The sequence below is a fragment of the Sphaerochaeta associata genome, assembly GCF_022869165.1.
Taxonomy (GTDB): Bacteria; Spirochaetota; Spirochaetia; order Sphaerochaetales; family Sphaerochaetaceae; genus Sphaerochaeta; species Sphaerochaeta associata.
Genome location: NZ_CP094929.1, coordinates 2,617,922 through 2,641,167, shown reverse-complemented (window position 1 = coordinate 2,641,167; position 23,246 = coordinate 2,617,922). Strand labels below are relative to the sequence as shown.

Here is a 23,246-nt window from a genome sequence, read left to right as displayed (position 1 = left end):
ACATGAAAACACGTGCCATCCGACTCTATGGAGTCAATGATCTCAGGCTCGAAGAGTTCGAACTTCCCAAGATTGCTGAGGACGAAATCCTTGCAAAAGTCATTACGAACAGTATCTGCATGAGCGACCATAAAGCCGCCGAGCAGGGCCCCAACCATAAGAGAATCCCCAAGGATATCGACAAGAACCCGATCATGCTCGGTCATGAGTTCTGCGGAGAAATCGTAGAGGTCGGTGCAAAGTGGCAGTCCAAGTTCAAGGTGGGTTCCCGCTTCTCCATCCAGCCGGCTCTCAACTACAAGGGAACCCTCGATGCCCCCGGATACTCCTTCCCCTACATTGGGGGTGATGCGACCTATGTGATCATCCCTCATCAGGTGATGGAGCTTGACTGCCTGCTTCCCTACGAAGGCGATGCATTCTTCCTCGGCAGTCTCGCCGAGCCGGTTTCCTGTGTCGTGGGAACCTTCCATGCCATGTATCACACCACAAATGGCAGCTATGTCCACCAGATGGGTATTGTGGAAGGTGGCAATCTCGCCGTATTGGCCGGTGTCGGCCCGATGGGCCTCTCTGCCATCGACTATGCCTTGCACAACACCCACCGCAAGCCCGGTCGGTTGGTGGTCACCGATATCGATGATGCCCGGCTCAAGCGTGCGGCGAGCCTGTACAGCGTTGAGGATGCAAAGAACAACGGTGTGGAGCTGATTTATCTCAACACCAAGGAGTTCAGCGACCCGGTTGCCAAGCTGATGGAGCTCACCGATGGCAAGGGGTATGACGATGTTATGGTGATGGCGCCGGTACGGGCTTTGGTCGAGCAGGCTGACGCCATCCTTGCCAAGGATGGATGCTTGAACTTTTTCGCAGGTCCCAACAAAACCGACTTCACCGCCAGTTTGAACTTCTACAACGTTCACTATGCCTCCACCCACATTGTCGGAACCAGCGGCGGCAATACCGACGATATGCGCGAATCGCTGATGCTGATGGAAAAAGGCTTGATCAATCCCTCGGCCATGGTCACCCATATCGGAGGCCTCTCTGCAGTCCCCGAGGCTGTGATCAACCTGCCCAACATTCCCGGCGGCAAGAAGATGATGTATACGCATCTGGATTTCCCCCTGGTGGCCCTCACCGACCTTGCAGAGCTTGGAAAGACCAATCCAGTTTTTGCCGAGCTTGCAAAGCTGGTGGAGAAGCACAACGGCTTGTGGTCGGCAGAAGCTGAGGCCTATCTGCTCGAGCATTGCACCAAACGAGTCAAGGAGTAAGGATGAACAAGCATATTGCCATCGACTTGGGAGCCTCCAACGGTCGGGTTTTGGTAGGGGATCTGAAGCAGTTTGAAGTTGTGCATAGGTTTGTGACCCACAACGACCAGATTCTTGGTTCGTTCTACTGGAACCTCCAGAGTCTGTTCAGTGAGATCAAGACGGGGTTGAAGAAGGCCTTTGCCCTGTACCCTGATCAGATAACCTCCATCGGAATCGACACCTGGGGTGTGGACTATGTCCTCACCGATGAAAAAGGCGGCTTGGTTTCACTGTGTTATCACTATCGTGACAGCCGGACCGACGGTATGATCGAGAAGGTTTCCTCCCGTCTCGGTGGCAAAATGCGCATCTATGAACGGACAGGCATCGCCTTCCAACCGTTCAACACCTTGTATCAGCTTGCCGCCATGCAGCAGGAACGGCCGGATGCCATGAAGGCCGCCCGGCACTACCTGTCGGTGCCCGACCTGCTTGCGTATTGGCTGTGCTCGGTCATGAAAAACGAGCGGACCCATGCTTCGACAACCCAGCTCTATGACCCGAGAACCGGCGATTGGGCCTGGGACCTTATCGATGAGATGCAATTCGACCGATCCCTGTTCGGCCGGATAGTGGACAGCGGCACCATTCTCGGTCCCTTGACCGAGGAGGTGGCTCATGAGGTGTGCGCCCCGAAGGGCGTTGTGGTGATCGCAAGCGCTGCACATGACACTGCAAGTGCTGTGGCTGCAGTCCCTGCCGCCGAGGGAGAGACCCCGCTGTATATCTCCAGTGGTACTTGGTCGCTGCTGGGGGTGGAGCTCGCTTCCCCTCTGACCGACGCCCTGACCATGGAGAGTGGTTTCACCAATGAGATTGCAGCAAGCGGCAACGTGCGCTTTCTGAAGAACATCATGGGAATGTGGATACAGCAGGAGTGTGTACGGCACTGGGAGCGTGAGGAGGGTCAGCCCATCAGCTGGAAGGAACTGGACGAGCAGACGTTGCTCTGTCAGGACTACCAGGGGTATATAGACCCGGCCGACGGCCGTTTTCTCAAGCCAAACACCTATGACAACCTGATGGTCGACCGTATCAACGGCTGGTGTGACGAGCATGGTATTGCGCGTCCTTCCTCCAAGGGCGAGTACATGGTTGCCATCTACCGTGGACTGGCACGTGCCTACGAAAAGGCGATCAAGGACCTGGAGGATGTGCTGAAGACCAAGTTCACTTCCCTGTACATCATCGGGGGAGGGTGCAAGAACGAGATTCTTGACCAATGGACCGCTTCCTTGACCGGCCTTACTGTATATGCGGGACCTGTAGAGGCGACTGCTCTTGGCAATCTGGTGGTTCAGGCATGGGCAACCGGCGAACTGTCGAGTCTGCAGGAAGGCCGGGACAGAATTCGTCTTGAGCAGAAGGTGAAGGTCTTTCAGAGCTGAATTTTTCTCATTCTTGTATGCCAGCTTCTTTAGGGAGGCTGGTTTTTTTATAGGAAATTGTAAAGGTTTACACTTAGCCAATAGTCAGCAATAATTAAAAAAATTGTACTATAAGTGCTTAAAAATAGAAAATTTGTAAACGTTTACATTTTTTTGTTGACAAACCCAAAAACCAATGTGAAGATACTCTTAACACAAAGGGTACCGGTAAATCGTCCCACAAAAAATGGGAGCGATGCACATCAAGCTCGCCAGGAAGCGTAATCCTGGAAATGTAAAAGGAGTTTTCTTATGAAGAAACTAGTGGCCGTTCTGTTGGTGCTTGCTCTCTTGAGCACCGCTGTCTTTGCTCAGGGTTCATCCGAAGCAAAGAGTGACAAGGTGAAGGTTGGAGCCCTGATCCGCAACCTCAATGAGCAGTTCGTGAAGGACTATGCAGACAATCTTCGCAAGCTCGCAGCCGAGAAGGGTGTGGACTTGAACCTTCAGGATGCACAGGGCGACGTAGCCCGTCAGCTCGACCAGCTGAATACCCTCATCACCCAGGGTTATAAGTATTTTGTGATCATCCCCCAGGATACCAGCGCGACCGAGCAGATGGCTCAGCAGATCAAGGCAGCAGGTGGTGGAGCAGCATTCTCCAACATCCAGCCTTCCGTTGCAGCCCTGAAGGTCGGCAAGGACTTCTATCTTGCTTCCTCTCCTGAATTGGTCGCCGGCCAGTACCAGGCTCAGATCATTGATGAGTATTTCACCAAGTATCCTGAGAAGGCTCCCGGCAAGGTCTTGAACATGCTCTACCTCCTTGGACAGCTCGGTCACCCTGCTCAGATCAGCCGTGAAGCTGGTCTGCTTGATACCCTCAAGAGCCTTGGTTACACCGTCAACCTGATCGCCCGTGATACTGCCGACTGGTCCCCTGACAAGGCACAAGAGAAGATGGACACCTGGTTGGCCGCCCACCGCGGCAAGTTCAACCTCGTGGTTGCGCAGAACGACGGCATGGCCCTCGGCGCAGTTGAATCCTTGATCACCAATGGTTTGGTTGACAACGATCCCAGCGACGGCACCATCCTGACCTTCCCGGTCATCGGTATCGATGCTACCGCCGACGCTCTGAATTCCATGGACCAGAACAAGCTGTATGCTACCGTTCTGCAGGACTCGGTCGGACAGAGCAGCACTGCTTTTGAGCTTGCATATGCCATGGCTACCAAGGGTAGTGCCACCGGTATGACCGCTTGGGGCATTGCTCCCGCCAGCCAGGTAATCAGTGAAGAGCCGGCAAATGATCCCGCCGTCATCGCACAGTGCTATCTGGTTCCCTTCAAGCCCGTCACCAAGGTCAACTACAAGGACTTCATGTAATGTGGTATGCGTGTCTCCTGCCCTCCGGGCGGGAGACACTTCATGAACGCCGAAAGAGATTAGGAAAGAGGAAGTCACATGGAAAGCACATTCGCCTTGGAAATGGAGTCGATCACCAAGGTATTTCCCGGAGTCCGGGCCTTGGATGATGTCACCTTCCGGGTAAAACCAGGGACGGTTCACGCCCTCATGGGCGAGAATGGTGCGGGCAAATCGACGTTGATGAAGTGTTTGTTCGGTATCTACAAGGAAGATGAGGGGACCATCAAGCTCAACGGTGTGGTCCACCGTTTCAAGGATAGTCATGATGCCCTTCAGAACGGAGTCTCGATGATTCACCAGGAACTCTCGAACGTTCCTGAACGATCGGTCGCGCAGAATATCTATCTCGGCCGCGAGCCGTTGAAGAAGACGGGCTTGATTGATCACAAACGGATGAACGATGATACTAAGTCTTTGCTCAAGCGCCTTGAGATCGACATCAGGCCCGACCGCAGGATCGGTTCCTTGTCCATCTCCATGCAACAGACCTGCGAGATCGCCAAGGCTGTCTCCTACAACAGCCACGTAGTTGTGATGGACGAACCGACCAGTTCCCTGACCGATAATGAAGTCGCCCACCTGTTCAAGATCATCCGTCAGTTGAAGTCTCAAAACGTAGCTGTAATCTACATCTCGCATAAGATGGAAGAGATCTTCGCCATTGCCGATGAAGTGAGTGTGATGCGTGATGGAAAAATGATCGGCACCTATCCTGCCGCCGGGCTGACCAACGATACATTGATCAGTCTGATGGTCGGTCGGGATGCCAACCTCCGCTTTCCCACCGTAAAAAGCAGCATCGGAGAAGAGATCCTGCGTGTGGAGAACCTTACCGCACTCAATCCGCGTTCCTTCAAGGACATCTCCTTCTCGCTGAAGCGGGGTGAGATACTGGGTATCGGGGGTTTGGTGGGGGCGCAGCGTACCGAACTGATGGAGGCCATTTTCGGGGTGAGGGCCACAAGTGGAGGCAGGATTTTCATCAAAGGCGAGGAGGTTGCCGGCATAACCCCTCGTAAAGCCATCGAGCACGGGCTTGGTATGATTACCGAGGACCGCAGGGGCAGTGGAATCTTTCCACTGTTGGACATCTCCACCAATACCTCCATTGCCTCGCTGAAGGAGTACCTGAGTAGAATCGGGCTTCTGCAGCATAAGCAGCTCAAAGAGGAAGCGACCAAGTACAACGAGGCCCTGCGCACCAAGACCCCTACCATGGAGACGTTGATCCAGAACCTGTCAGGGGGCAACCAGCAGAAGGTGATCATCAGCAGATGGCTGATGACGTTGCCGGACATCCTGATCATGGATGAGCCGACCCGAGGTATCGACGTCGGGGCGAAGTATGAAATTTATCAGATAATGTGCCAGTTGGTTGAGCAGGGAAAGGCCATCATCATGGTCAGCTCCGAGATGCCCGAGTTGATCGGGATGTCCAACCGGGTCATGGTGTTGTGTAACGGTCGTTGTACCGGCGTTCTGGACAAGCAACAGTGCAGCCAGGAGAGCATCATGCGCCTTGCAACCAAGTTTATGTAAGCTAAGAGGGAGAATGACCGATTATGGAAATGAAGAAACTGCTGAATGACAGCAAGAAACTTGCAAGCCAGTACACCACGTGGGTCACCTTTGTCGGCCTGCTCCTGCTGCTGTCCGTCCTTACCCAGGGAAACGCGTTGCGTTGGAATAGCATCCGCAATCTGTTGATCGCCGAATCCGTCCGCTCGTTTGCAGCTCTAGGCGTCGGTATGATCATCATCACCAAGGGAATCGACCTCTCCATAGGCTATGTGGTCTGTCTGACAGCCAGCGTCGCCGCTTCTTTCGCCCAGAACCCCGACTATGCTTCGGCGATCTATGCCGGGCAGAGCTTTCCCCTCATTGTTCCTGTCGTTGCAGCGGTTGCGGCCGGTGGTCTGTTCGGACTATTCAACGGGTACTTGATCGCCTATGGAAAACTGCCTCCCTTTATTGCCACACTCGGCTCGATGTCCATCGCCAAGGGGTTGCAGCTCATCTATACCAAGGCTGCAGTAGTCGGCTCGCTGAACCAAAATTTCAAGAACATCAGCCAGGGCAGCATAGGGCCGATTCCCAATCTCATCATTTACGTCATCATCGCAGCTTTCATTGTCTGGGTGGTGCTCAAGCATACCAGGCAGGGTACCCATTTCTATGCCATCGGCGGCAACGCACAGGCTGCGCGTGTATCAGGCATCAATGTCGAGCGTGATTTGATGATGGTTTACACCTATGCTGGAATCTTATATGGTATTGCTGGTACACTGCTTGCCAGCCGCCTGGGTCTTGCCAACTCGCTTACCGCCAACGGCATGGAGTTGGATGCCATTGCCGCCGTAACCGTCGGTGGGGTTTCCCAAAGTGGTGGTGTAGGTTCTGTCAGCGGAATGATGGTCGGTGTCTTCACCATGGGCCTCATCAACTACGGTATGTCCTTCCTCGGGGTGGACAGCTACTACCAGCAGTTGGTAAAAGGGTTCATCATCATCGTGGCCGTCTACTTTGATATGAAAAAATACGCTCGCAGAAGCTAGCGAAGGGGTATTGAATGAGCAATAGAGAGACAGCAACCATCAAGGACGTTGCCAAGTTGGCTGGTGTCTCCATTGCTACGGTAAGCAGGGTGTTGAACAAGCTTGGTGTGGTGAATCCTGAGACGGAGCGGAAGGTTCTCTCGGCTGTAACCATGCTGCACTATCAGCGCAACGCTGTTGCCAGATCCCTCAAGCTCAAGGTGACAAAGAGCATCGGGATCATGGTTCCTGAAATTTCGAACACGTTTTTCACCGAGATCGTTGAACAGCTGGAACATCTGCTCGGCCCTCTTGGCTATGCTCTCTTGGTCTGCAGCTCCGAGAACTCGGTGATTGAGGAGAAGCGCAAGCTCTCCTTGCTGTTGGAGCGAAATGTGGACGGTTTGGTGGTCATTCCTGTCAGCGATGTGGGAGATCATTTCGCGACACCCCCGCTCTCAAACACGCCGTTTGTAATGATCGACCGCAAGATAGAGGGTCTGGGCTGTGATGTAATCCTTACCGACAACCGCAAGGGAGCCTTTGATGTCACCTCGGCCCTCATTCGGGAGGGACGTACACGTATCGGTTTTCTTGGTGGTGATGCACATGTACACACTTCGGTGGAACGTCTGCATGGTTTTTTGGATGCAATGAAAGCTCATTCCCTGGAGGTTGAGAAGCAATTCATCCTTCTGGGTGGTATGACACAGAAAGCCGGCTACACACTGATGAAGCAAGCCCTTTCGATGGAAGGGTGCCCTGATGCATTCTTCATGGTCAATGACATGGTTCATATCGGGGCCACCAGCTACTTGATGGCGCATGAGAGCAAACACATACGAAACAGTATGGCCTTCGCCACATTCGATTATCTCTACTATGCCCCGCTGCTGCAGTTCTGCCACTATGCAGTCGCCCAGCCGCTGGATCTTATCGGAGAGGCTGCCGCCCAGCTTCTGATCCGACGGATGGAAGGGGATAGGGAAGGGTTTCCTGCTACCATTGTACTGGAACCCTCCATCCATGTGATGAAAGAGAACGGGGGGATTGTCTCGGGCGGGAAACTCAAAGCCTCCCTGTATGACCACTCCCCCCGATTCAACAAGGTCTTCAGTTAGGAAGCTCCTCGTCAAAACAGACAGCCACCTTGCCGCACGCTCCGCTGGCCATCAGGGCATAGGCTTCATCAGCCTTGTCCAGGGGGAAACGGTGGGTGATAAGGTCTTCGGGGTGGATGTTCCAACGTACCAATCTTTCCACCAAGTCCTCCATCTTCCAGATGCTGGTAACCCAGCTGCCGTAGATGGTTTTCTGGTCGTGCAGCATGTCTTCGCTGGGATTGAAGTGGACCGTTCCACCTTCGCCGACGAATGCAATCCTTCCCCACTTGCGGGTTGCCTTGATCGCCGTGGCCCTTCCTGGGTCGCTGGCCGAGCAGTCGAAGGCCCGTTCGACACCATGGCCGCCGGTAACTGCCTTCACCTGGGCAACATTCTCATCAGAAGGAGTGAAGACGTGGTCCACCAGCCCCAGCTTCTTTGCCAGTTCGATGCGTGCACTCTGCCCTTCGATGCCGATGAGCTTGTTCGCTCCCATCGCCTTTGCCAGCATGAGGGCGGCCAATCCAACCGGACCCAGACCTACTACCAACACTGCATCGTTGCCGCTGACCCCGATTTTCTCGATTGCCTCGTAGACGGTACCGAATCCGCAGGCGACCTGGGCCCCGTCGGCATAACTGAGTTCATCGGGAAGCAGGACCAGGTCCTTCTCGTCGCAAAGCAGGTACTCGGCCATGCCGCCGTCGCGCTGCCAGCCGTAGGCTGCTCGCTTGTCGCTGGTGCAGCTGATCATGAAGCCCTGGCGGCACTCGTGGCAGACACCGCAGCCGCTGATGTGGTAGACGATGACGCGGTCGCCCTTTTTAAAGCGCTTCAGCCCTTCGCCTTCCTCGACGATCTGCCCGCAGGGTTCATGACCGGCGATTACATTCTGATAGCCCTCCGGGCCTTTGCCGAGGTGCTCGCGGTAGATGCAGCGGATATCACTTCCGCAGATGGTAGTGCACTTGGTCTTTACCAATACCTGGCCGTGTCCCGGCTTGGGTATCTCATACTCTGCAAATGCCACGGTGCTGTTGCCCGGCAGCATTGCCCCTTTCATCATACGTTTGGTCATCGTGCTCCTCCTTTACGATAGCTCTCAGGGCAGGGGATGGTTCCATCCTCGTCCCATAGGTCATGCCATGATTCCGCTTCATTCCACAAAAACACCTGCCCCTTGATCAGGCGGTTGTTGCAATCGGCACGTTCAAGCAGCATGAGTTCTTCTTTGCTCAGCGGCTCGCCTAGAACGCTTTCCAGGTTGCTTCTCAGGTTCCTCTCCTTGGTGGACTGGGGAATGGGAACTATACCGTTGCCCCGTGCCCATTTCAGGCAGACGGCCGCCGGATGGACGTTGTGCTTTCTGGCAAGCTCGAGCACGATCGGGTGCTCCATATCCACAACGTCCTCCGCCGTGGTGTCCCGTTCGGGCCTGTTGGGAGAGCCCAGTGGACTGTATCCGATGGGAATGATGTTCTGCATGGCGAGGTACTGCCTGAACTCTTTCTGTTGAAAGCAGGGGTGCAACTCCATTTCGTTGACCGAAGGCCTGATGGAACAAGAACCCAAGAGCAGTTCAAGCTTGGGTATGGTCACATTGCTGGTTCCGATATGACGGACCAAGCCCTCCCTGACCAATTCCTCCATGCCCTGCCATGTTTCCATGAACTCTTCATGGATGTAAGGCCTTGCATCGGGACTGCGGCTGGTGACATCGCACTTGGGGGGATGGTAGTTGGGAAACGGCCAATGGACCAGATACAGGTCGAGGTAATCGAGGCGCAGGTCGCGTAGGCTCTGTTTTGCCGAAGCAATGACATTCTTTTTCCCATGCATGTCATTCCAGACCTTGCTCGTGATCCAAAGTTCCTTTCTGGGAATGTTGCTCTCATGGAGCACCTGTCCGATCTCTTTCTCGTTGGCGTAGACGCTGGCACAGTCAATGTTGCGATATCCGATTTCCAAGGCAAGCTTGACTGCCTGGGCCATTTCACTGGCACTGACATGGTCGCTGCCAAAGGTTCCTACTCCTATCACCGGCATTTCTGCACCGGTAGCGGGTATGGTAATGGTTGTGTGGCTCATGCGTTCCTCCTCATTACAAGCATACGGGGTTTCTCTGATTATGCAATGCTTGATATGCGAAAAAGCTGTATCGTTTTGCGAATAGTATGGTACACTCTCCACTGATGAAACAAATTGGTTTGAAGCTTCGATTTCAGGACGGCTATGACATGGCTGTTGCCAGCGGGGTGGTGCAGTATGCGAGGGCCAAAGGTGATTGGCAGGTCAGGGGGCAAGGCCCGTGGTTCTTCTCCCTCGATCAGGAGGCTTTGTCGGAGTGCGATGCCCTGATCGCCCGCATCGAGGACGACCAGGAAGCACTCTTTTGTGCTTCGCTTGGGATTCCTGTAGTTGATATTGCCGGCTCATCATCTCTGAAGCTGTTCAGCCAGGTACGCAACGATGACTACCAGACGGGGGTGAGCGCCGGTACCTACCTGAAGAAACTTGGCAGCAAGAACGTCGGGTGGTGCGGAGTCGACCATGTGCATTGGGCCCGGGAGCGTTTTGTGGGATTTGCCAGCAGCGTGAGTATGAACCCATCCGATATTGTCTCCTTCTCCCGGCCGCTTGGGTGGTGGAGACAGCTGTACGAACCATCAGTGGAGCTGGATGCATGGCTGCAGACACTGAAAAAGCCCATCAGCTTGTTCTGCTGCAACGACCTTTCGGCCATGAAGGTCGAGCTTGCCTGCCAGCGGCTTTCGATCAACATACCGATCGAGGTCATGGTGCTGGGGGTGGACAACGAGACACTGCTCTGCGAACTGGCCAGTCCCTCGATTTCCAGCATCCAACCTGACTGCAAGACCATCGGCTATGAAGCTTCGGCGATGCTCGATGCGATGCTTGGCGGAAGGCAGAGCGGGATGCATATCCGGCGAATTGCACCAGGCCCGGTGACCGAACGCGAGAGCACCCGTCTGGTACTCTGCGAGGATGAGCAGGTGGCCGACGCGTTGCGGTTGATAAAGGCCCGGGCCACCTCGGGTCTGACAGCCAGTGACGTGGCCGATGAAGCGACGATTTGCAGACGCGCACTGGAGATGCGCTTCCGCCGGTACCGCAAGCGTACAATCTGGGAGGAGATAACCACAGAGAAGCTGGAGCAGGCCTGCTTGTTGCTCAAGCAATCCAATGCCACCATCACCCAGATCAGCGAGCAGTGTGGTTTCGGTTCCATTCATCGTTTCTACAGCCTGTTCAAACGGGCGTATCGAATGACGCCAAGCCAATTTCGCTCGAAGAAACTACGCTTCTGATACTTCCCCCCTGCCTTGCATCTGTGGCATGATGGCTGTAGAGGTATGCCATGGAACTTATGCTTGATACTGCGAATCTTGCTGAAATCGAGAGAGGCCTTGCGACCTATCCCATCAGCGGGGTGACATCCAATCCAACCATCATCAAAGCCGAAGGCGGCGTTGACTTCTTTGTCCATATGAGAAAAATCAGGGAGCTCATCGGTGAGAGCCGGAGCCTGCATGTGCAGGTGGTCAGTACCGATTGCGCCTCAATCATGGCTGAAGCACAGAAGATCGTCTCATTGCTCGGACCTTCCACCTTCGTCAAGATTCCTGTCACACAGGAGGGGCTTGAAGCAATCCGCATTCTCTCCAAGAAAGGGGTCAATATTACAGCGACTGCAATCTATACGACGCTGCAGGGCATCCTCGCCATGCTCAGCGGGGCGCGATACCTTGCCGTCTACTACAACCGGATGCTGAACATCGATATCGATGCGGCGAAGGTAATCAAGGAGCTGAGCTCGCTGCTGTGGGCCAACAGCACCAGCTGCCAGGTCCTTGCAGCAAGCTTCAAGAACATAAATGAGATCACCACAGCCTATGCAAGCGGGGCCAGCTGCTGTACGGTTCCCTACTCGTTGCTTTGTACCGGCTTGTCCATGCCCTCCATCACCAAGGCCGTCCACGATTTCACCACAAACTGGGAAGAGGTATATGGAAAACGAACACTCCTTGATCTTTGAGCTGGCTCACAATGCCGTTTCCCATCGAATTCTTGAAGATGGCTATGTCCAGTTTCTTCGGTTCAACGACAGTGACGGACAGCCGTTCAACTCCCATCCGCTCTATCGGGCGATGGCCAAGACCAGTGCCTCGATCTGTCTTCGGTTTGTTACTGAAAGCGAAACGACAGTGCACATCAAGCGCTACAACCAGTCCCTGCTTGCAAAACAAGGGGACAATGTGCTCGACTTTGCAGCCTTGTATGGCAGGCCCTTGGACCTTTTTGAGACAATCGATGTGAGCATCGATGGAAAGAGGGAGGAGCATCCGCTCGTAAGCGGTCCACTTGTGTTTCAAGCAGGCCGGGATATTGCCATCCATCTGCCTCTGCACCACCAAGTTGGTGTAAAAGTGGAAGGGAAGGTGGAACCTATCTCCAAACACACAAAGACCCTGCTTCTGCTGGGAGACTCCATTGTCCAAGGAGTGGGAATCCACCACCCGTCACAGAATTTGGCGACTCTGCTTGGCAACCAGCTGGGAGTACAGGTGATAAACCAAGGGCTTGCCGGGGCGATGATCAACGCCAAGGTGGTGCAGAAGTTGGAGCTTGAGGCGCCTGTTGCCTCGATTTTACTCTCTGTAGGTACCAATGACTGGACGATACGGGAGAACCTTGCCGAAATCCGCGGTGAGATGTTCGCCCTGCTGGGACGCATCCGTAAGTTCTATCCCAAGGTTCCTGTGCTCTTGCTGACGCCGCTTTATCGGACCGACATCCTGCAGAACAAGAGGATGGGCAGCTTCAAGGAGCTCACCCAGGCTCTGATACAGGCGACCAGATGCTTTGCCGCTGTTGAAGTGGCTGACGGGCTCTCCCTCTCGCTTCGTGATGCCTACGACGACCAATTCCTGCATCCCGACCAGAAAGGGATTTCCTTCCTGGCCAAGTCGCTTGCCCCGCTGATTCCCTTTCAGCGGTAGGTCGTCTCCAAGAAAGCCACCGCTTGTTTGATGTGCAACAGTGCGCGTTCAATATTTGAACGTTGGGTGCCGAAGTTCAAGCGGACAAACCGGCGGTATGCCTCCCCTCCGAACCATGTCCCGTCGTTGAAGGCAAGCCCTGCACGCTGGCCGAAGAACCGGGAGAGCAGCCCCCCTTGGGCGCTTGCCGAACTGTCGTAGAGCTCGGGATGCTCTTGGGCGTCGCGCTCCACGAGGTGGAGTATTGCCGAGCAGTCAAGCAGGCCGATGAAGGAAGCCCTGGGTTTGAGGAAGACGACGGACGGTACTTCCTTTTGCAGGGTTTTCTCTATGAGGTCTGCATTCTTTTGCAGATATACAAGCAGTTCTTCAAGCCATTTCCCACCGCTCTCATAGGAAGCAAGGGCGAGGGTGGTGGCAACAAGGGACGGAGTGGAGAGAAAAAGCTGTTCAAGTCGGGTCACGAATCGTTTCTTCAGTTCACTGGAGTTGAATAACGTTACCGAGTAGTGCTCTCCGGCGATATTGAAAGTTTTGGAGGGAGCCATGCAAACAACGGCTTCACAGCCGACCTGCCTTGCCGGTTCAAGAAGGGTGAGGTGGGTTTCAAAACTCAGGTCTGCATGAATCTCATCGCTGATGATGACTACATTGTTTTGCTTGGCGATTTCACACAGGCGGATTAAATCCTGATGACCGAACACCATGCCCGAGGGGTTGTGGGGGGAGCAGAAGATCAGGATTCTAGCTCTCTTGCACAGCTCTTCATACAGAGGCCAATCGAGGCTGAACGTATGGGTGTCCTGATCATATAGCAAGGGCCAGCCCAACATCGTGCGCTGCAGGTTGTTCACAATCCTGATGAACGGCTGATAAGCCGGAAGGGGGATAATGATGCCATCACCCTCGGCACTCAGCAACTCCACCAGAATTGCAATGCTGGTGAGAACTCCCTGACTGATGACTACCTGGCCCGGCTGGAGGTCCAGCAGATGACGTTTCTTGGCCCAGGAACAGAATACCTGGCGTTGGTTTGTTGCATGCGGATAGCCATAGATGGCATGGTCGCTGAGAATGCGTGCTTTTTGCGTTACTTCGGATGCAACCGAAAAGTCCATATCTGCGACCCAAAAAGGTTCTGCATCAGGATTTCCACACAAGCTTTTAATGGCTTCCTTGTTCCATTTAACCGAAAGGGTGGGACGGCGGTCGATCGAACGATCAAAATTATACAGCATCAGGTGCGGTACTCCACGGTGTAGGTTGAGCGGGGGTTGGGATACCTTCCGCTTTTCACCTTTTGTTTGAATACAATGGCTTGGGAAGGACAGCGGTGGTAACAGCCCAGGCACCCGGTGCAGGCCCTGTCGAATTCAGGTTTGCCGTCAACCATCTCGATGTTGAAGGAAGGGCACATGCGATAGCACAGGCCGCAGGAAATGCAGGCATCGGTGACGGAAAAATCGAGGGCTGTGTCCATGAAGGATCGATGGATGGGCACCATGAAATGGTTGATCGCCAAGCGGCTGAAAGGAGGACGGAACGGCAGCTTGATCTGTTCCTGCTTGACGTCCTCGGCGATTTGCGCAATTTTCCGGTCGGCTTTTGTGTAGAGCTCGTCGATCTTGGCCTCAGTGGGAGCTGACAGCAACGGCACATATCCGTCAGGCATGACAACGTGGTTGACATAACTGGTGAGCGCTCCCGCTTCCTTGAGTACTACATCCATCGCCTGGAAGGTATAGGCCTGGAACATGTAGCGGGTGGCTACCTGAAAGAGGTACTTTATCGGGCTGAGGTCCTGCTTTGCAAAGACTTCCTGGATGAAATGGGTTACCAGATTGGGAGGAAAGCCCTTGTAGACGGGAAATACGAAACCGACCTGTTCGGTGAGCTCGAACTCCTGGTTCTGCATCAGATGAGGTATCATCAGGATTTGGCTGTCCCCGAGTTCGGAGGCAAGACGCTTTGCGATGTAGTAGCTGTTGCCTGTTCCTGAAAAGCAGATGAGTGTTGTTTTCATGCGAGGACCTCGGGATTGAACGAGGCGAGGAGCGAGCAGACGCTTTGGGTATCCTCATCGCTCAAGTCAAGGTTGGTTACCAGTCGTACGGTCTCCCCTTCGGTGTTAGCCAGAATACCGATACGCGCAAGCTGTTTCACTACATCTTGTGCATTGAAAGTGGGGACGGTGAAGAATATGATGTTTGTCTGGACTCCCTGGACATCCACGTCGGCCCACCCTGTTTTCACCAGGGTATCGGCGATTGCCTTCGCATGTGCATGGTCGTCCTTCAGGCGGTCGACATGATGCTCAAGGGCATAGAGTCCCGCTGCAGCGAGTATGCCGGTTTGTCTCATGCCGCCTCCAAGCAGCTTGCGTACGGTAAGTGCCTGGGAGATGAACTCCTTGGTGCCGCAGAGCATGCTTCCCACCGGACACCCCAGACCCTTGGAGAGGCAGAAGGTGATGGTATCGGCATACTTGGCATAGGTCTTTACCGGGATGCCGGTGGCTGCCTGTGCGTTGAAGACTCGGGCTCCATCCATGTGGACCTTGAGGTTGTGGGTTGAGGCAAAATCCTTGATCATTTCAAGGTTTTCAAGTGGGTAGCAGTATCCTCCGATGGTATTCTCCACCTCGATCAGAGCGGTGGTGGCCATGTCGTACGCACCTTGTTTCACCAAGGAATGGAGGTCGGTGGCATTGAGCACGCCTCGCGGTGCATTGATGGTGATCGGAAGAGCTCCGGCGATTGCTGCGATGGAACCTATCTCATGCTGGATGATGTGGCTGTTGCTTGCACACAGCACTTCCTTGCCTCTTCCAGCCTGGATGTACAGGCTGATGAGGTTGCCCATGCATCCGGAGGAGACAAAGAGGGCCCGTTCTTTCCCGGTAAGCTCGGCAGCCAGTTTTTCAAGCTTGGTCGTGGTTGGGTCTTCCCGATAGACATCATCACCGACTTCGGCGGCGGCCATGGCCTGTCTCATCTCAAGGGTGGGTTTGGTAATCGTATCGCTTCGAAGGTCAAATACTTGCATGCTCGCTCCTCCTGCTTCTGTAAAACTATACCGAACACCGCTCGATCAGTCCAGTTAAAACGAGAGCAGACCCTCGTATATGGGCCTGCTCCGTTGATTTTTTTAAATCAGAACAATGATGCTGTAAGGAATACCGAAGACATCAGCGAGGAGATCAGCGACACCACGGTGATTTGTGTGTTGATCGAGGGACCGGCAGTATCCTTGAAGGGGTCTCCCACCGTATCACCTACGACGGCGGCCTTATGGGCGTCACAGCCGCGTCCTCCAAATTTTCCTGACTCGATGTATTTCTTGGTATTGTCCCAGAGCCCTCCGCTGTTGGACATGAAGAGAGCCAAAAGCAGGCCGCTGACGATGTTTCCCGTCAAGAAACCTCCGATGGCTTGCACTCCCCCGATGAAACCTACCAACAATGTAACAATGATTGCCATGAGGCCTGCGGGTATCAACTCTTTCAGAGCCCCGATGGTTGCAATATCGATGCATCGATCGTACTGTGGTACTACTCCTTCCTGGCCTTCCTTCAATCCCTTGATGGTCAAGAACTGGCGATGGATCTCACTTATCATGCGTTGTGCATTTCTTTCAACTCCCAATATCAACATGGCTGAAAAGACTGCCGGAATTGCTGCACCGATCAAGAGGCCGAAGAAAACCAATGGATTCATGAGATCGAAGCCACTCAAGAATTGTTCACCCATTCCCAAGGCTCTGGCAGCATCGTTGACTTCAGCCATGAAAGCTCCCAGCAAGGCGATGACCGTCAGCCCGGCGGCGGCGATGGCGAAGCCTTTTGTCACCGCCTTGACCGTGTTGCCGGCGCTATCCAGGGAGTCGGTTATCCTGAGGGCTCTCTCCCCCAAGCCTCCCATTTCAACCAGACCCCTTGCGTTGTCGACAATAGGGCCGTAGGCGTCGTTGGAGATGATCATGCCCACGATGGAAAGCATGCCCACCGCAGCCATGGATATACCGAACATGGCATACCCGGGGCCCAGGGGGGCACAAACCAGGTATGCCGCCAATGCTGCAACCGCAATCCCGGCCATGGCGGGAAGCACGCTTAGAAGTCCATAGGAAACGCCCCCGAGAATGGTGAACGCCGGTCCTGTTTCTGAAGCTTTGGCTACATGGTGGACGGGATGCTTCTCATCGTTGGTGAAATAGTCACTGGCTATTCCGATGATGGTACCCACGCCAAGTCCGATGATCGCCGCCGCCCATATGCGCCAGGAGAAGTCAAGGACAAGCGTTGCAACGGCCGTAAAAATCACATACAAGGCGGTAGTTGCATACGTGCTGCTGCTCAAGGCATGGTTTGGATTGCCCAGCTTGCCCATTCTCGCCGTTCCCACTCCGATGATGGATGCCAAAAGCCCAAGGGCTGCATAGCAGAATACGATCGCGACATTATCGGTGGAAGCGGAGCCGTCAAGGTAGAGTGCCATGACCAGGGCGGCTGCCATGCTGGCGACATTGGAGTCAAACAGATCGGCACCCATTCCCGCCACATCTCCCACATTATCCCCGACATTATCTGCGATGACGGCCGGATTTCGTGGATCGTCTTCGGGTATTCCGAGCTCAACCTTGCCGACGAGGTCTGCACTGATGTCTGCAGTCTTGGTGAAGATGCCCCCACCGGCTTTCGCAAACAAGGCAAGCGAACTTGCTCCGAAACTGAATCCAAGGATGGCGGTTGCATCTCCTGTGATCATGAATACGGCAGTCACACCCAGTAAACTGGTGCCGACGACCGCCATGCCCATGACAGCCCCTCCTCGGAAGCCTGCAAGGAAGGCAAACTTGATGCCGGTTTGCGATGCTGCAGCGGCTTTGCGATTGGCTATGGTCGCTACCTGGATGCCGACCTTGCCTGCAAGGGCGGAAAAGGTGGCACCTATGAGAAACGAAACTGCCATGACGATATTCTGCATCGAACCCTTCCAAATCGGAGTAGGGATGAAGAGGAGAATGAGGATGGCGATGACCCCGGCGAAACGGGAGAGTATCGAGTACTCTCGCTTCAGGAATGTATTGGCGCCTTGTTGGATGTATGCTCCGATGTCTTCTAGTTTTTTATTGCCCGCAGGTTGAGCCTTGACCCATGTATAAAGCCAGAGGGCCATTCCGAATGCGAGTACTGAAGTTGCTATTGCAAATAGCTCAATGATGGTAATCATGTAAAAACCTACCTTGTAGGGTGCTGTGCACCGAAGATTGAAGGACGGCAGGCTTTTCGGCCCGCCTTTGCAAATCAACAAGGCTCAGCGTTTCTTTCCATCCCGGTCATGCATGCATGGCAAAATAAAATCCCTGGTGGAGGGAATGCCATCTGCAAACTGTTCATTCTTGGTATGCCCGACCACTACAGCGATTCCTGGTACAACAGAGGCTGCCCCCACCCAAAATTCCCGGATTACTCTCGCTCTGCTGGAATATGCTTGTGCTGTAGTTTCGCAGATGAGATCCTGCTGTACGATTTGTGTGGCGGCTTGTAGACGGAAAGGGGTGTTTTCAGTTGTCGCCTTCAAAGGGCTGTCTGCAGTGTGTTGCATGGGTGAGCTTAAGACATAATAAAGCAGGGCCATAAAAACCAGCAACCTAGGCGAGTGTGCCTGACAGCTGAACATGAGAGCCCTCCTTGTCCGCTTTTCCCAGCCTGAAATAATTCTAGGAAGAGTGTCATTGAATGTCAAGGAAGGGTGCAGGGCAAAAAGAAGATCCCCGGGAAATCCCGGGGACCGAAAATACTGTGAATAAACAACTACTTCTTGTAGATGTCCTTGACCGGATGGTAGTCCATGGTGTTGTTGTGCCATCCGCCCCACTTGTTCGTATCGAGCATGTTGATCGTTACGTAGTAGTAGAGAGGCATGAGAGCCTGGTCTTCGTTGATCATGATGTCCTCAGCGGTTCTCAGAACACCAAAGCGGTCTTCACCGGCGGGCATTCTTGCTGCTTCGTTGATCAGGACGTCATAAATCTCGTTTGAATACTTGCCGCCGTTCATGCCGGCACCGGTAAGGAACATGTCGAGGAATGTATTCGGATCCTGGTAGTCACCAACCCATCCGGCGCGGGCAATCTGGAAGTTGCCTTCGTTACGGTTGGAGAGGTAGGTCTGCCACTCCTGGTTCTCAAGTACTACGTTGATGCCCAGGTTGTTCTTCCATTCCTGCTGAATGAACTCAGCAATCTGCTTGTGACCCTCGTTGGTGTTGTAGAGGATGGAAACGGTCGGGAAACCTGCACCGTTGGGATATCCAGCCTGTGCAAGCATGTCCTGAGCCATCTCGATAGCCTCATCCTGGGTCTCGAACGGGAATTCAAGTCCGGGATATCCGGCCATCGGGGAAACAATACCCCAGGCAGGAATCTGTCCAGCCTTGGTTACGCCTTCAACCAGAGCTTCGCGGTCGACAGCATAGGAGAGAGCCTTTCTGACGAGTACGTTGTTGATCGGGGCTACTTCATTCTGGAAGACATAGTAGTAGGTTGCAAGCTGCGGAGCGAGCTGGAAGTCGTCGCGCATCTGTGCAGCGTTGAGCTGATCTGGGGGAACGTTGGTTGCCCAGTCAATCTCACCATTGAGGTACATGTTGTAGTTGGTGGTATCGCTGTCGGAGGAGTAGAAGATGACCTTGTCAAGCTTTACTGCATCTGCATCCCAGTACTTCGGGTTCTTGGAAGCGGTGATGGAGGTCTGTGCAACACGATCGGTGAGCACGAACGGACCATTGCCGACGAAGTTGGCGGGATCTGTCCAAGCGGCGCCGAACTTCTCGATGGCGTGCTTGGGAACGATTGCGAAGCTGTAGTGGGTCAAGGCATCGACTGCATACGGAAGCGGTCCGATGAGGTCCATCTGGAAGGTGTAGTCGTCAAGGGCGCGAATACCGACAGCCTCAGGACCAGCCTCTCCAGCGTTGAACTCGGTTGCACCGGCAAGGAACATGCAGGGGAACCAGGCATAAGGACCAGCGGTTGCGGGATCCAAAATCCTCAGCCAGCTGTATACGACGTCATGGGCGGTGATGGGAGTGCCATCGGACCAGACAGCGTTCTTGCGAAGCTTGAAGGTATACTGGGTTCCGTCTTCATTGGATTCCCAGCTTTCAGCAACACCGGGAACTGCAAGGGCAGTCACAGGATCGTTTGCTACCAGACCTTCGAAGAGAGCCTCGAAAATTCTGTGCTCGGGAACACCCTGAATGAGGGCTGGATCCAAGGATTCGGGTTCTGCACCATTGGTAATGCGGAATACGACTTCATCTTTAGCCACAGCTGCAGGAGCCGGTGCCGGTGCGGCAGGAGCCGGTGCCGGGGTGGCGGTTACAGCAGGAGCGGGAGCCGGAGCGGCCGGAGCTGCAGGAGCTGCGGGTGCCGGCGTCGTGGTTGCGGCCGGTGCAGGTGCTTCTTTCTTTCCACAGGAAATAAAGAGGGCACTTACAAGCAGGACGCAAAGCATGATAGCCAGAAATTTCTTCATAGACATATCTCCTTGTAGTTCTAAGTGTAAACGTTCAACTTAGCTTAAATCACATTAAACCATGAATCAAGAGAAAACGCAAATAGGTTTGGCTGAAAACGGGCTTGGAGTGGATAATAAAGGATGAATTTATGCATTTTTTGCATACATAATTATGGGTACTCCCCCTGACCGAAGGAAGTAAATACAGTATACTGATATGATATTGCGAGGTGCTGCATGATACGACATACAACCTTTATCAAACACGATGGAATTGTGTATGGAATAACCCGTACATTTCATATCTTGTGTTTAGTATTTACCTTGTTTCTCATTTGGGGCTTGTCACTGAACCTTTCGGAGGGTGTCAGACTGAGTACCATGCCCCATATTCCGATACTCCTGCTGCTCAGCCTTGCAGGTACGCTCTATCGCGACAGCTGGTACTTCAATACGCAGGACAATACGGTTACAAGCATCTATGGGTTTGCTTGGATCTGCAAGCGTGAGACGTTTTCATTCTCTGAAGTGGAGCGTTTGGAGCTAACGCACTTTGTCAGAGGAAGCAGTGATAAGGATGCAAAACCAACCAAGCGGCGTCTGAAGGCGATGCTGGTTCTTTCCCTCAAGCTGAAGGACGACCAGGTCAGGACGATTGAAATCATTGCAGAGAAAACCTCCGGAGGCAGAACCGAAGCAGCACTGCAGGCCCTCGCTGCAGTCTCTGGCCTTCCGATGTATGTGGACAGGCCCCGCGATTTGGATCTCAAGGTTTCCTACAAGGATCTCTAGATAGGAGAAAGCCACCCGATCGGGTGGCTTTTCAACACTTACTTGCTCTTGTTGGCGTCAGCCTGGGCCTCTTCCATACTCACCTTGCTGCGGTCATCCTTGTCGTAGAGCCAGCAGGCGACCTGGTGCTTGTCCTCGATGTCGAACATCGGAGGGATATGGCATGAGCACCACGGCATCTTCTTGGGACAACGGTCGTAGAAGTAGCAACCATTGCGCTCCTTGTCCGGGGATGGTACATCGCCGGTGAGGATGATGCGTTTTCGCTCCCGCTCCACCTTCGGGTCGGGAATCGGGGCTGCACTGAGCAGGGCGGTCGTATAGGGGTGCAGCGGATTGTCATACAAGCGCACTGCATCGCTGATCTCTACAATCTTTCCCAGATACATTACCGCAACACGGGTGGAGATGTGCTGGATTACCGCCAAGTCATGGGCGATGAAGATATACGTAAGGCCGAACTCCTTCTGCAAATCACCAAGCAAGTTCAAAATCTGGGACTGGATCGAAACGTCCAAGGCAGATACCGGCTCGTCGGCGAGAATGATTTTCGGGTTCAGTGCAAGGGCGCGCGCGATGCCGATTCTCTGCCTTTGGCCGCCGCTGAACTCATGCGGATAGCGGTTCTTGAATGCCTTGTTCAGTCCTACGCGCTCCATGAGATTCTCGACCTTGCGTTCGATATCCAGGGAAGAGAGCGGCTTCTCCAGCAATTTTCGGTTGTTATAAATCACCAAAGGTTCTGCGATGATCGACCTGACCGTCATGCGGGGGTCGAGGGACGCGTAGGGATCCTGAAAGATCATCTGGATGTCGCGTCTTGCTTTAAGCATGGTTCTCTGATCGGCCTTGACCAAGTCGACACCGTTGAATACAACGCTGCCGCTGGTGGGCTTATAGAGCTGGGCGATTGAACGTACGGTGGTGGATTTGCCGCAACCGGACTCTCCTACGATACCCAGCGTTTCTCCGGGGTATACGTCAAAAGAGATACCGTCGACGGCACGAATGGCTCCGACTTGCTTCTGAAGAAGGGAGCCGCTGGTTATGGGGAAGTGCTGCTTAAGGTCCCTGACTTCCAAAAGGGGTTTCTTTGGTGTGCTCATGTTGCCTTCTCCTCTACGTTCGCCTCTTTCAATGCCTTGGCTTTTGTTGCTTCATCGCTGTACAGCCAGCAGGCAACTTCGTGTCCTTTTCCCAAATCCTTTACCGGTGGATATGCATGTCGGCATACTTCCATCGCCTTGTGGCAGCGGGGGTGGAAGGGACAGCAGGGAGGCAGGTCGATGACGTTAGGCGGTTGCCCCTCGATGGAGAAGAGCCTGTTGCCCTTCTTGGTGGTATCCATGCGCGGAACACTCTTGATCAAACCTTCAGTATAGGGATGAGACGGTCTTGCATAGAGGTCTTCGGTGGCTGCTTTTTCGACAATCTTGCCTGCATACATGACACAGACCTGATCGCACATACCGGCCACCACACCCAGATCGTGGGTGATAAGAATGACAGCAGTTCCCATTTTTGTGCTCAGCTTGTCGATCAGTTCAAGAATCTGGGCCTGGATGGTGACGTCCAAGGCTGTGGTCGGTTCGTCGGCTACCAGCACTTGTGCGTTGCAGGAGAGTGCCATGGCGATCATGACCCTCTGGCGCATACCGCCGGAGAACTGGTGGGGGTAGTTCTGGATTCTCTTCTCTGCCGAGGGGATGCCTACCAGCTTGAGCATATCGATCGATCGCTTGAGAGCCTCCTGCTTGGAGACGTCCTTCTCATGCAGACGGATGGTCTCCACCATCTGGGTGGAAATCCTGAGGAAGGGATTGAGGCTGGTCATCGGGTCCTGGAAAATCATGGAAATCTTGTTGCCCCGAATCTCGCGCATCTCCCGTTCGGATAGCTTGAGGATATCAACACCCTCAAAGAGGGCTTCTCCTCCCACCACCTTTCCCGGAGGAGAGGGGATGAGGCGCATGATGGAGAGGTTGGTGACGCTCTTGCCGCTTCCGCTCTCTCCTACGATGCCCAAGGTTTCTCCCTCGTGCAGGGTGAATGATACTCCGTCAACTGCTTTTACAATGCCGGCGTCGGTTTTAAAATATGTTTTTAGGTCCTTGACTTCGAGGACCACCTTTGCTTCGGTATTCAGACTCATGTGTG

20 protein-coding genes are annotated in these 23,246 nt (G+C 53.9%); 10 read left to right on the top strand and 10 right to left on the bottom strand.

The window, feature by feature from the left end; genetic code table 11:
• Positions 1-2 precede the first annotated feature (2 nt).
• From MUG09_RS12250 to MUG09_RS12225, 6 genes are all read left to right on the top strand, one after another.
• Positions 3-1,277, top strand: a complete 1,275-nt coding sequence (locus MUG09_RS12250) for a zinc-binding dehydrogenase (RefSeq protein ID WP_244771717.1) — start codon at positions 3-5, stop codon at positions 1,275-1,277.
• A 2-nt stretch (positions 1,278-1,279) separates the two neighbouring features.
• Positions 1,280-2,707, top strand: a complete 1,428-nt coding sequence (locus tag MUG09_RS12245; protein WP_244771716.1) for a rhamnulokinase — start codon at positions 1,280-1,282, stop codon at positions 2,705-2,707.
• Positions 2,708-2,998: 291 nt separating this feature from the next.
• Positions 2,999-4,075: a substrate-binding domain-containing protein gene (locus MUG09_RS12240; RefSeq protein ID WP_244771715.1), complete on the top strand. Its 1,077-nt coding sequence runs from the start codon at positions 2,999-3,001 to the stop codon at positions 4,073-4,075.
• 78 nt (positions 4,076-4,153) lie between these two features.
• Positions 4,154-5,656, top strand: coding sequence for a sugar ABC transporter ATP-binding protein (locus tag MUG09_RS12235; protein WP_244771714.1), 1,503 nt, complete (start codon positions 4,154-4,156; stop codon positions 5,654-5,656).
• A gap of 23 nt (positions 5,657-5,679) precedes the next feature.
• Entirely contained in the window at positions 5,680-6,672 is a 993-nt protein-coding gene (locus MUG09_RS12230) for an ABC transporter permease (RefSeq protein WP_244771713.1), read from the top strand.
• A gap of 14 nt (positions 6,673-6,686) precedes the next feature.
• Entirely contained in the window at positions 6,687-7,772 is a 1,086-nt protein-coding gene (locus MUG09_RS12225; RefSeq protein WP_244771712.1) for a LacI family DNA-binding transcriptional regulator, read from the top strand.
• On the opposite strand, the gene MUG09_RS12220 is transcribed toward MUG09_RS12225, so the two are convergent.
• Together MUG09_RS12220 and MUG09_RS12215 are read right to left on the bottom strand one after the other, a co-directional pair.
• Positions 7,765-8,832: a zinc-dependent alcohol dehydrogenase family protein gene (locus tag MUG09_RS12220; RefSeq protein WP_244771711.1), complete on the bottom strand. Its 1,068-nt coding sequence runs from the start codon at positions 8,830-8,832 to the stop codon at positions 7,765-7,767. The two genes, MUG09_RS12225 and MUG09_RS12220, sit on opposite strands and share 8 nt — an antisense overlap.
• Complete coding sequence (locus tag MUG09_RS12215) at positions 8,829-9,842, bottom strand: aldo/keto reductase (protein WP_244771710.1); 1,014 nt, start codon at positions 9,840-9,842, stop codon at positions 8,829-8,831. Before MUG09_RS12215 ends, MUG09_RS12220 begins: the two co-directional genes overlap by 4 nt.
• 104 nt (positions 9,843-9,946) lie before the next feature.
• On the opposite strand from MUG09_RS12215, the gene MUG09_RS12210 reads away from it, so the two are divergent.
• From MUG09_RS12210 to MUG09_RS12200, 3 genes are read left to right on the top strand one after another with little or no spacing between them, the layout of a single operon-like run.
• On the top strand, positions 9,947-11,083 hold the full coding sequence (locus MUG09_RS12210) for a XylR family transcriptional regulator (RefSeq protein ID WP_244771709.1): 1,137 nt from the start codon (positions 9,947-9,949) through the stop codon (positions 11,081-11,083).
• Between the two features lie 50 nt (positions 11,084-11,133).
• Positions 11,134-11,811, top strand: a complete 678-nt coding sequence (locus MUG09_RS12205; RefSeq protein ID WP_244771708.1) for a fructose-6-phosphate aldolase — start codon at positions 11,134-11,136, stop codon at positions 11,809-11,811.
• Entirely contained in the window at positions 11,783-12,775 is a 993-nt protein-coding gene (locus tag MUG09_RS12200; RefSeq protein ID WP_244771707.1) for an SGNH/GDSL hydrolase family protein, read from the top strand. The genes MUG09_RS12205 and MUG09_RS12200 overlap by 29 nt, the downstream gene beginning before the upstream one ends.
• On the opposite strand, the gene MUG09_RS12195 is transcribed toward MUG09_RS12200, so the two are convergent.
• From MUG09_RS12195 to MUG09_RS12170, 6 genes are all read right to left on the bottom strand, one after another.
• Positions 12,766-14,013, bottom strand: a complete 1,248-nt coding sequence (locus MUG09_RS12195) for a MalY/PatB family protein (protein WP_244771706.1) — start codon at positions 14,011-14,013, stop codon at positions 12,766-12,768. The genes MUG09_RS12200 and MUG09_RS12195 overlap by 10 nt on opposite strands.
• A complete protein-coding gene (locus MUG09_RS12190; protein WP_244771705.1) occupies positions 14,013-14,798 on the bottom strand; it encodes an EFR1 family ferrodoxin in 786 nt (261 codons plus the stop codon). The genes MUG09_RS12195 and MUG09_RS12190 overlap by 1 nt, the downstream gene beginning before the upstream one ends.
• Complete coding sequence (locus MUG09_RS12185; protein WP_244771704.1) at positions 14,795-15,820, bottom strand: threonine aldolase family protein; 1,026 nt, start codon at positions 15,818-15,820, stop codon at positions 14,795-14,797. The genes MUG09_RS12190 and MUG09_RS12185 overlap by 4 nt, the downstream gene beginning before the upstream one ends.
• 107 nt (positions 15,821-15,927) lie before the next feature.
• Positions 15,928-18,006: a sodium-translocating pyrophosphatase gene (locus MUG09_RS12180; RefSeq protein ID WP_244771703.1), complete on the bottom strand. Its 2,079-nt coding sequence runs from the start codon at positions 18,004-18,006 to the stop codon at positions 15,928-15,930.
• A gap of 84 nt (positions 18,007-18,090) precedes the next feature.
• Positions 18,091-18,381 carry a hypothetical protein gene (locus MUG09_RS12175; RefSeq protein ID WP_244771702.1) on the bottom strand — a complete coding sequence of 97 codons (291 nt, stop codon included), beginning with the start codon at positions 18,379-18,381 and terminating at the stop codon, positions 18,091-18,093.
• Between the two features lie 209 nt (positions 18,382-18,590).
• Positions 18,591-20,315 (bottom strand): peptide ABC transporter substrate-binding protein, encoded by a 1,725-nt coding sequence (locus tag MUG09_RS12170; RefSeq protein WP_244771701.1) that lies wholly within the window; start codon positions 20,313-20,315, stop codon positions 18,591-18,593.
• Between the two features lie 288 nt (positions 20,316-20,603).
• On the opposite strand from MUG09_RS12170, the gene MUG09_RS12165 reads away from it, so the two are divergent.
• A complete protein-coding gene (locus tag MUG09_RS12165) occupies positions 20,604-21,089 on the top strand; it encodes a hypothetical protein (protein WP_244771700.1) in 486 nt (161 codons plus the stop codon).
• Positions 21,090-21,127: 38 nt separating this feature from the next.
• On the opposite strand, the gene MUG09_RS12160 is transcribed toward MUG09_RS12165, so the two are convergent.
• Positions 21,128-22,195, bottom strand: a complete 1,068-nt coding sequence (locus MUG09_RS12160) for an ABC transporter ATP-binding protein (RefSeq protein ID WP_244771699.1) — start codon at positions 22,193-22,195, stop codon at positions 21,128-21,130.
• Positions 22,192-23,241 (bottom strand): ABC transporter ATP-binding protein, encoded by a 1,050-nt coding sequence (locus tag MUG09_RS12155; RefSeq protein ID WP_244771698.1) that lies wholly within the window; start codon positions 23,239-23,241, stop codon positions 22,192-22,194. The genes MUG09_RS12160 and MUG09_RS12155 overlap by 4 nt, the downstream gene beginning before the upstream one ends.
• Positions 23,242-23,246: the final 5 nt, after the last annotated feature.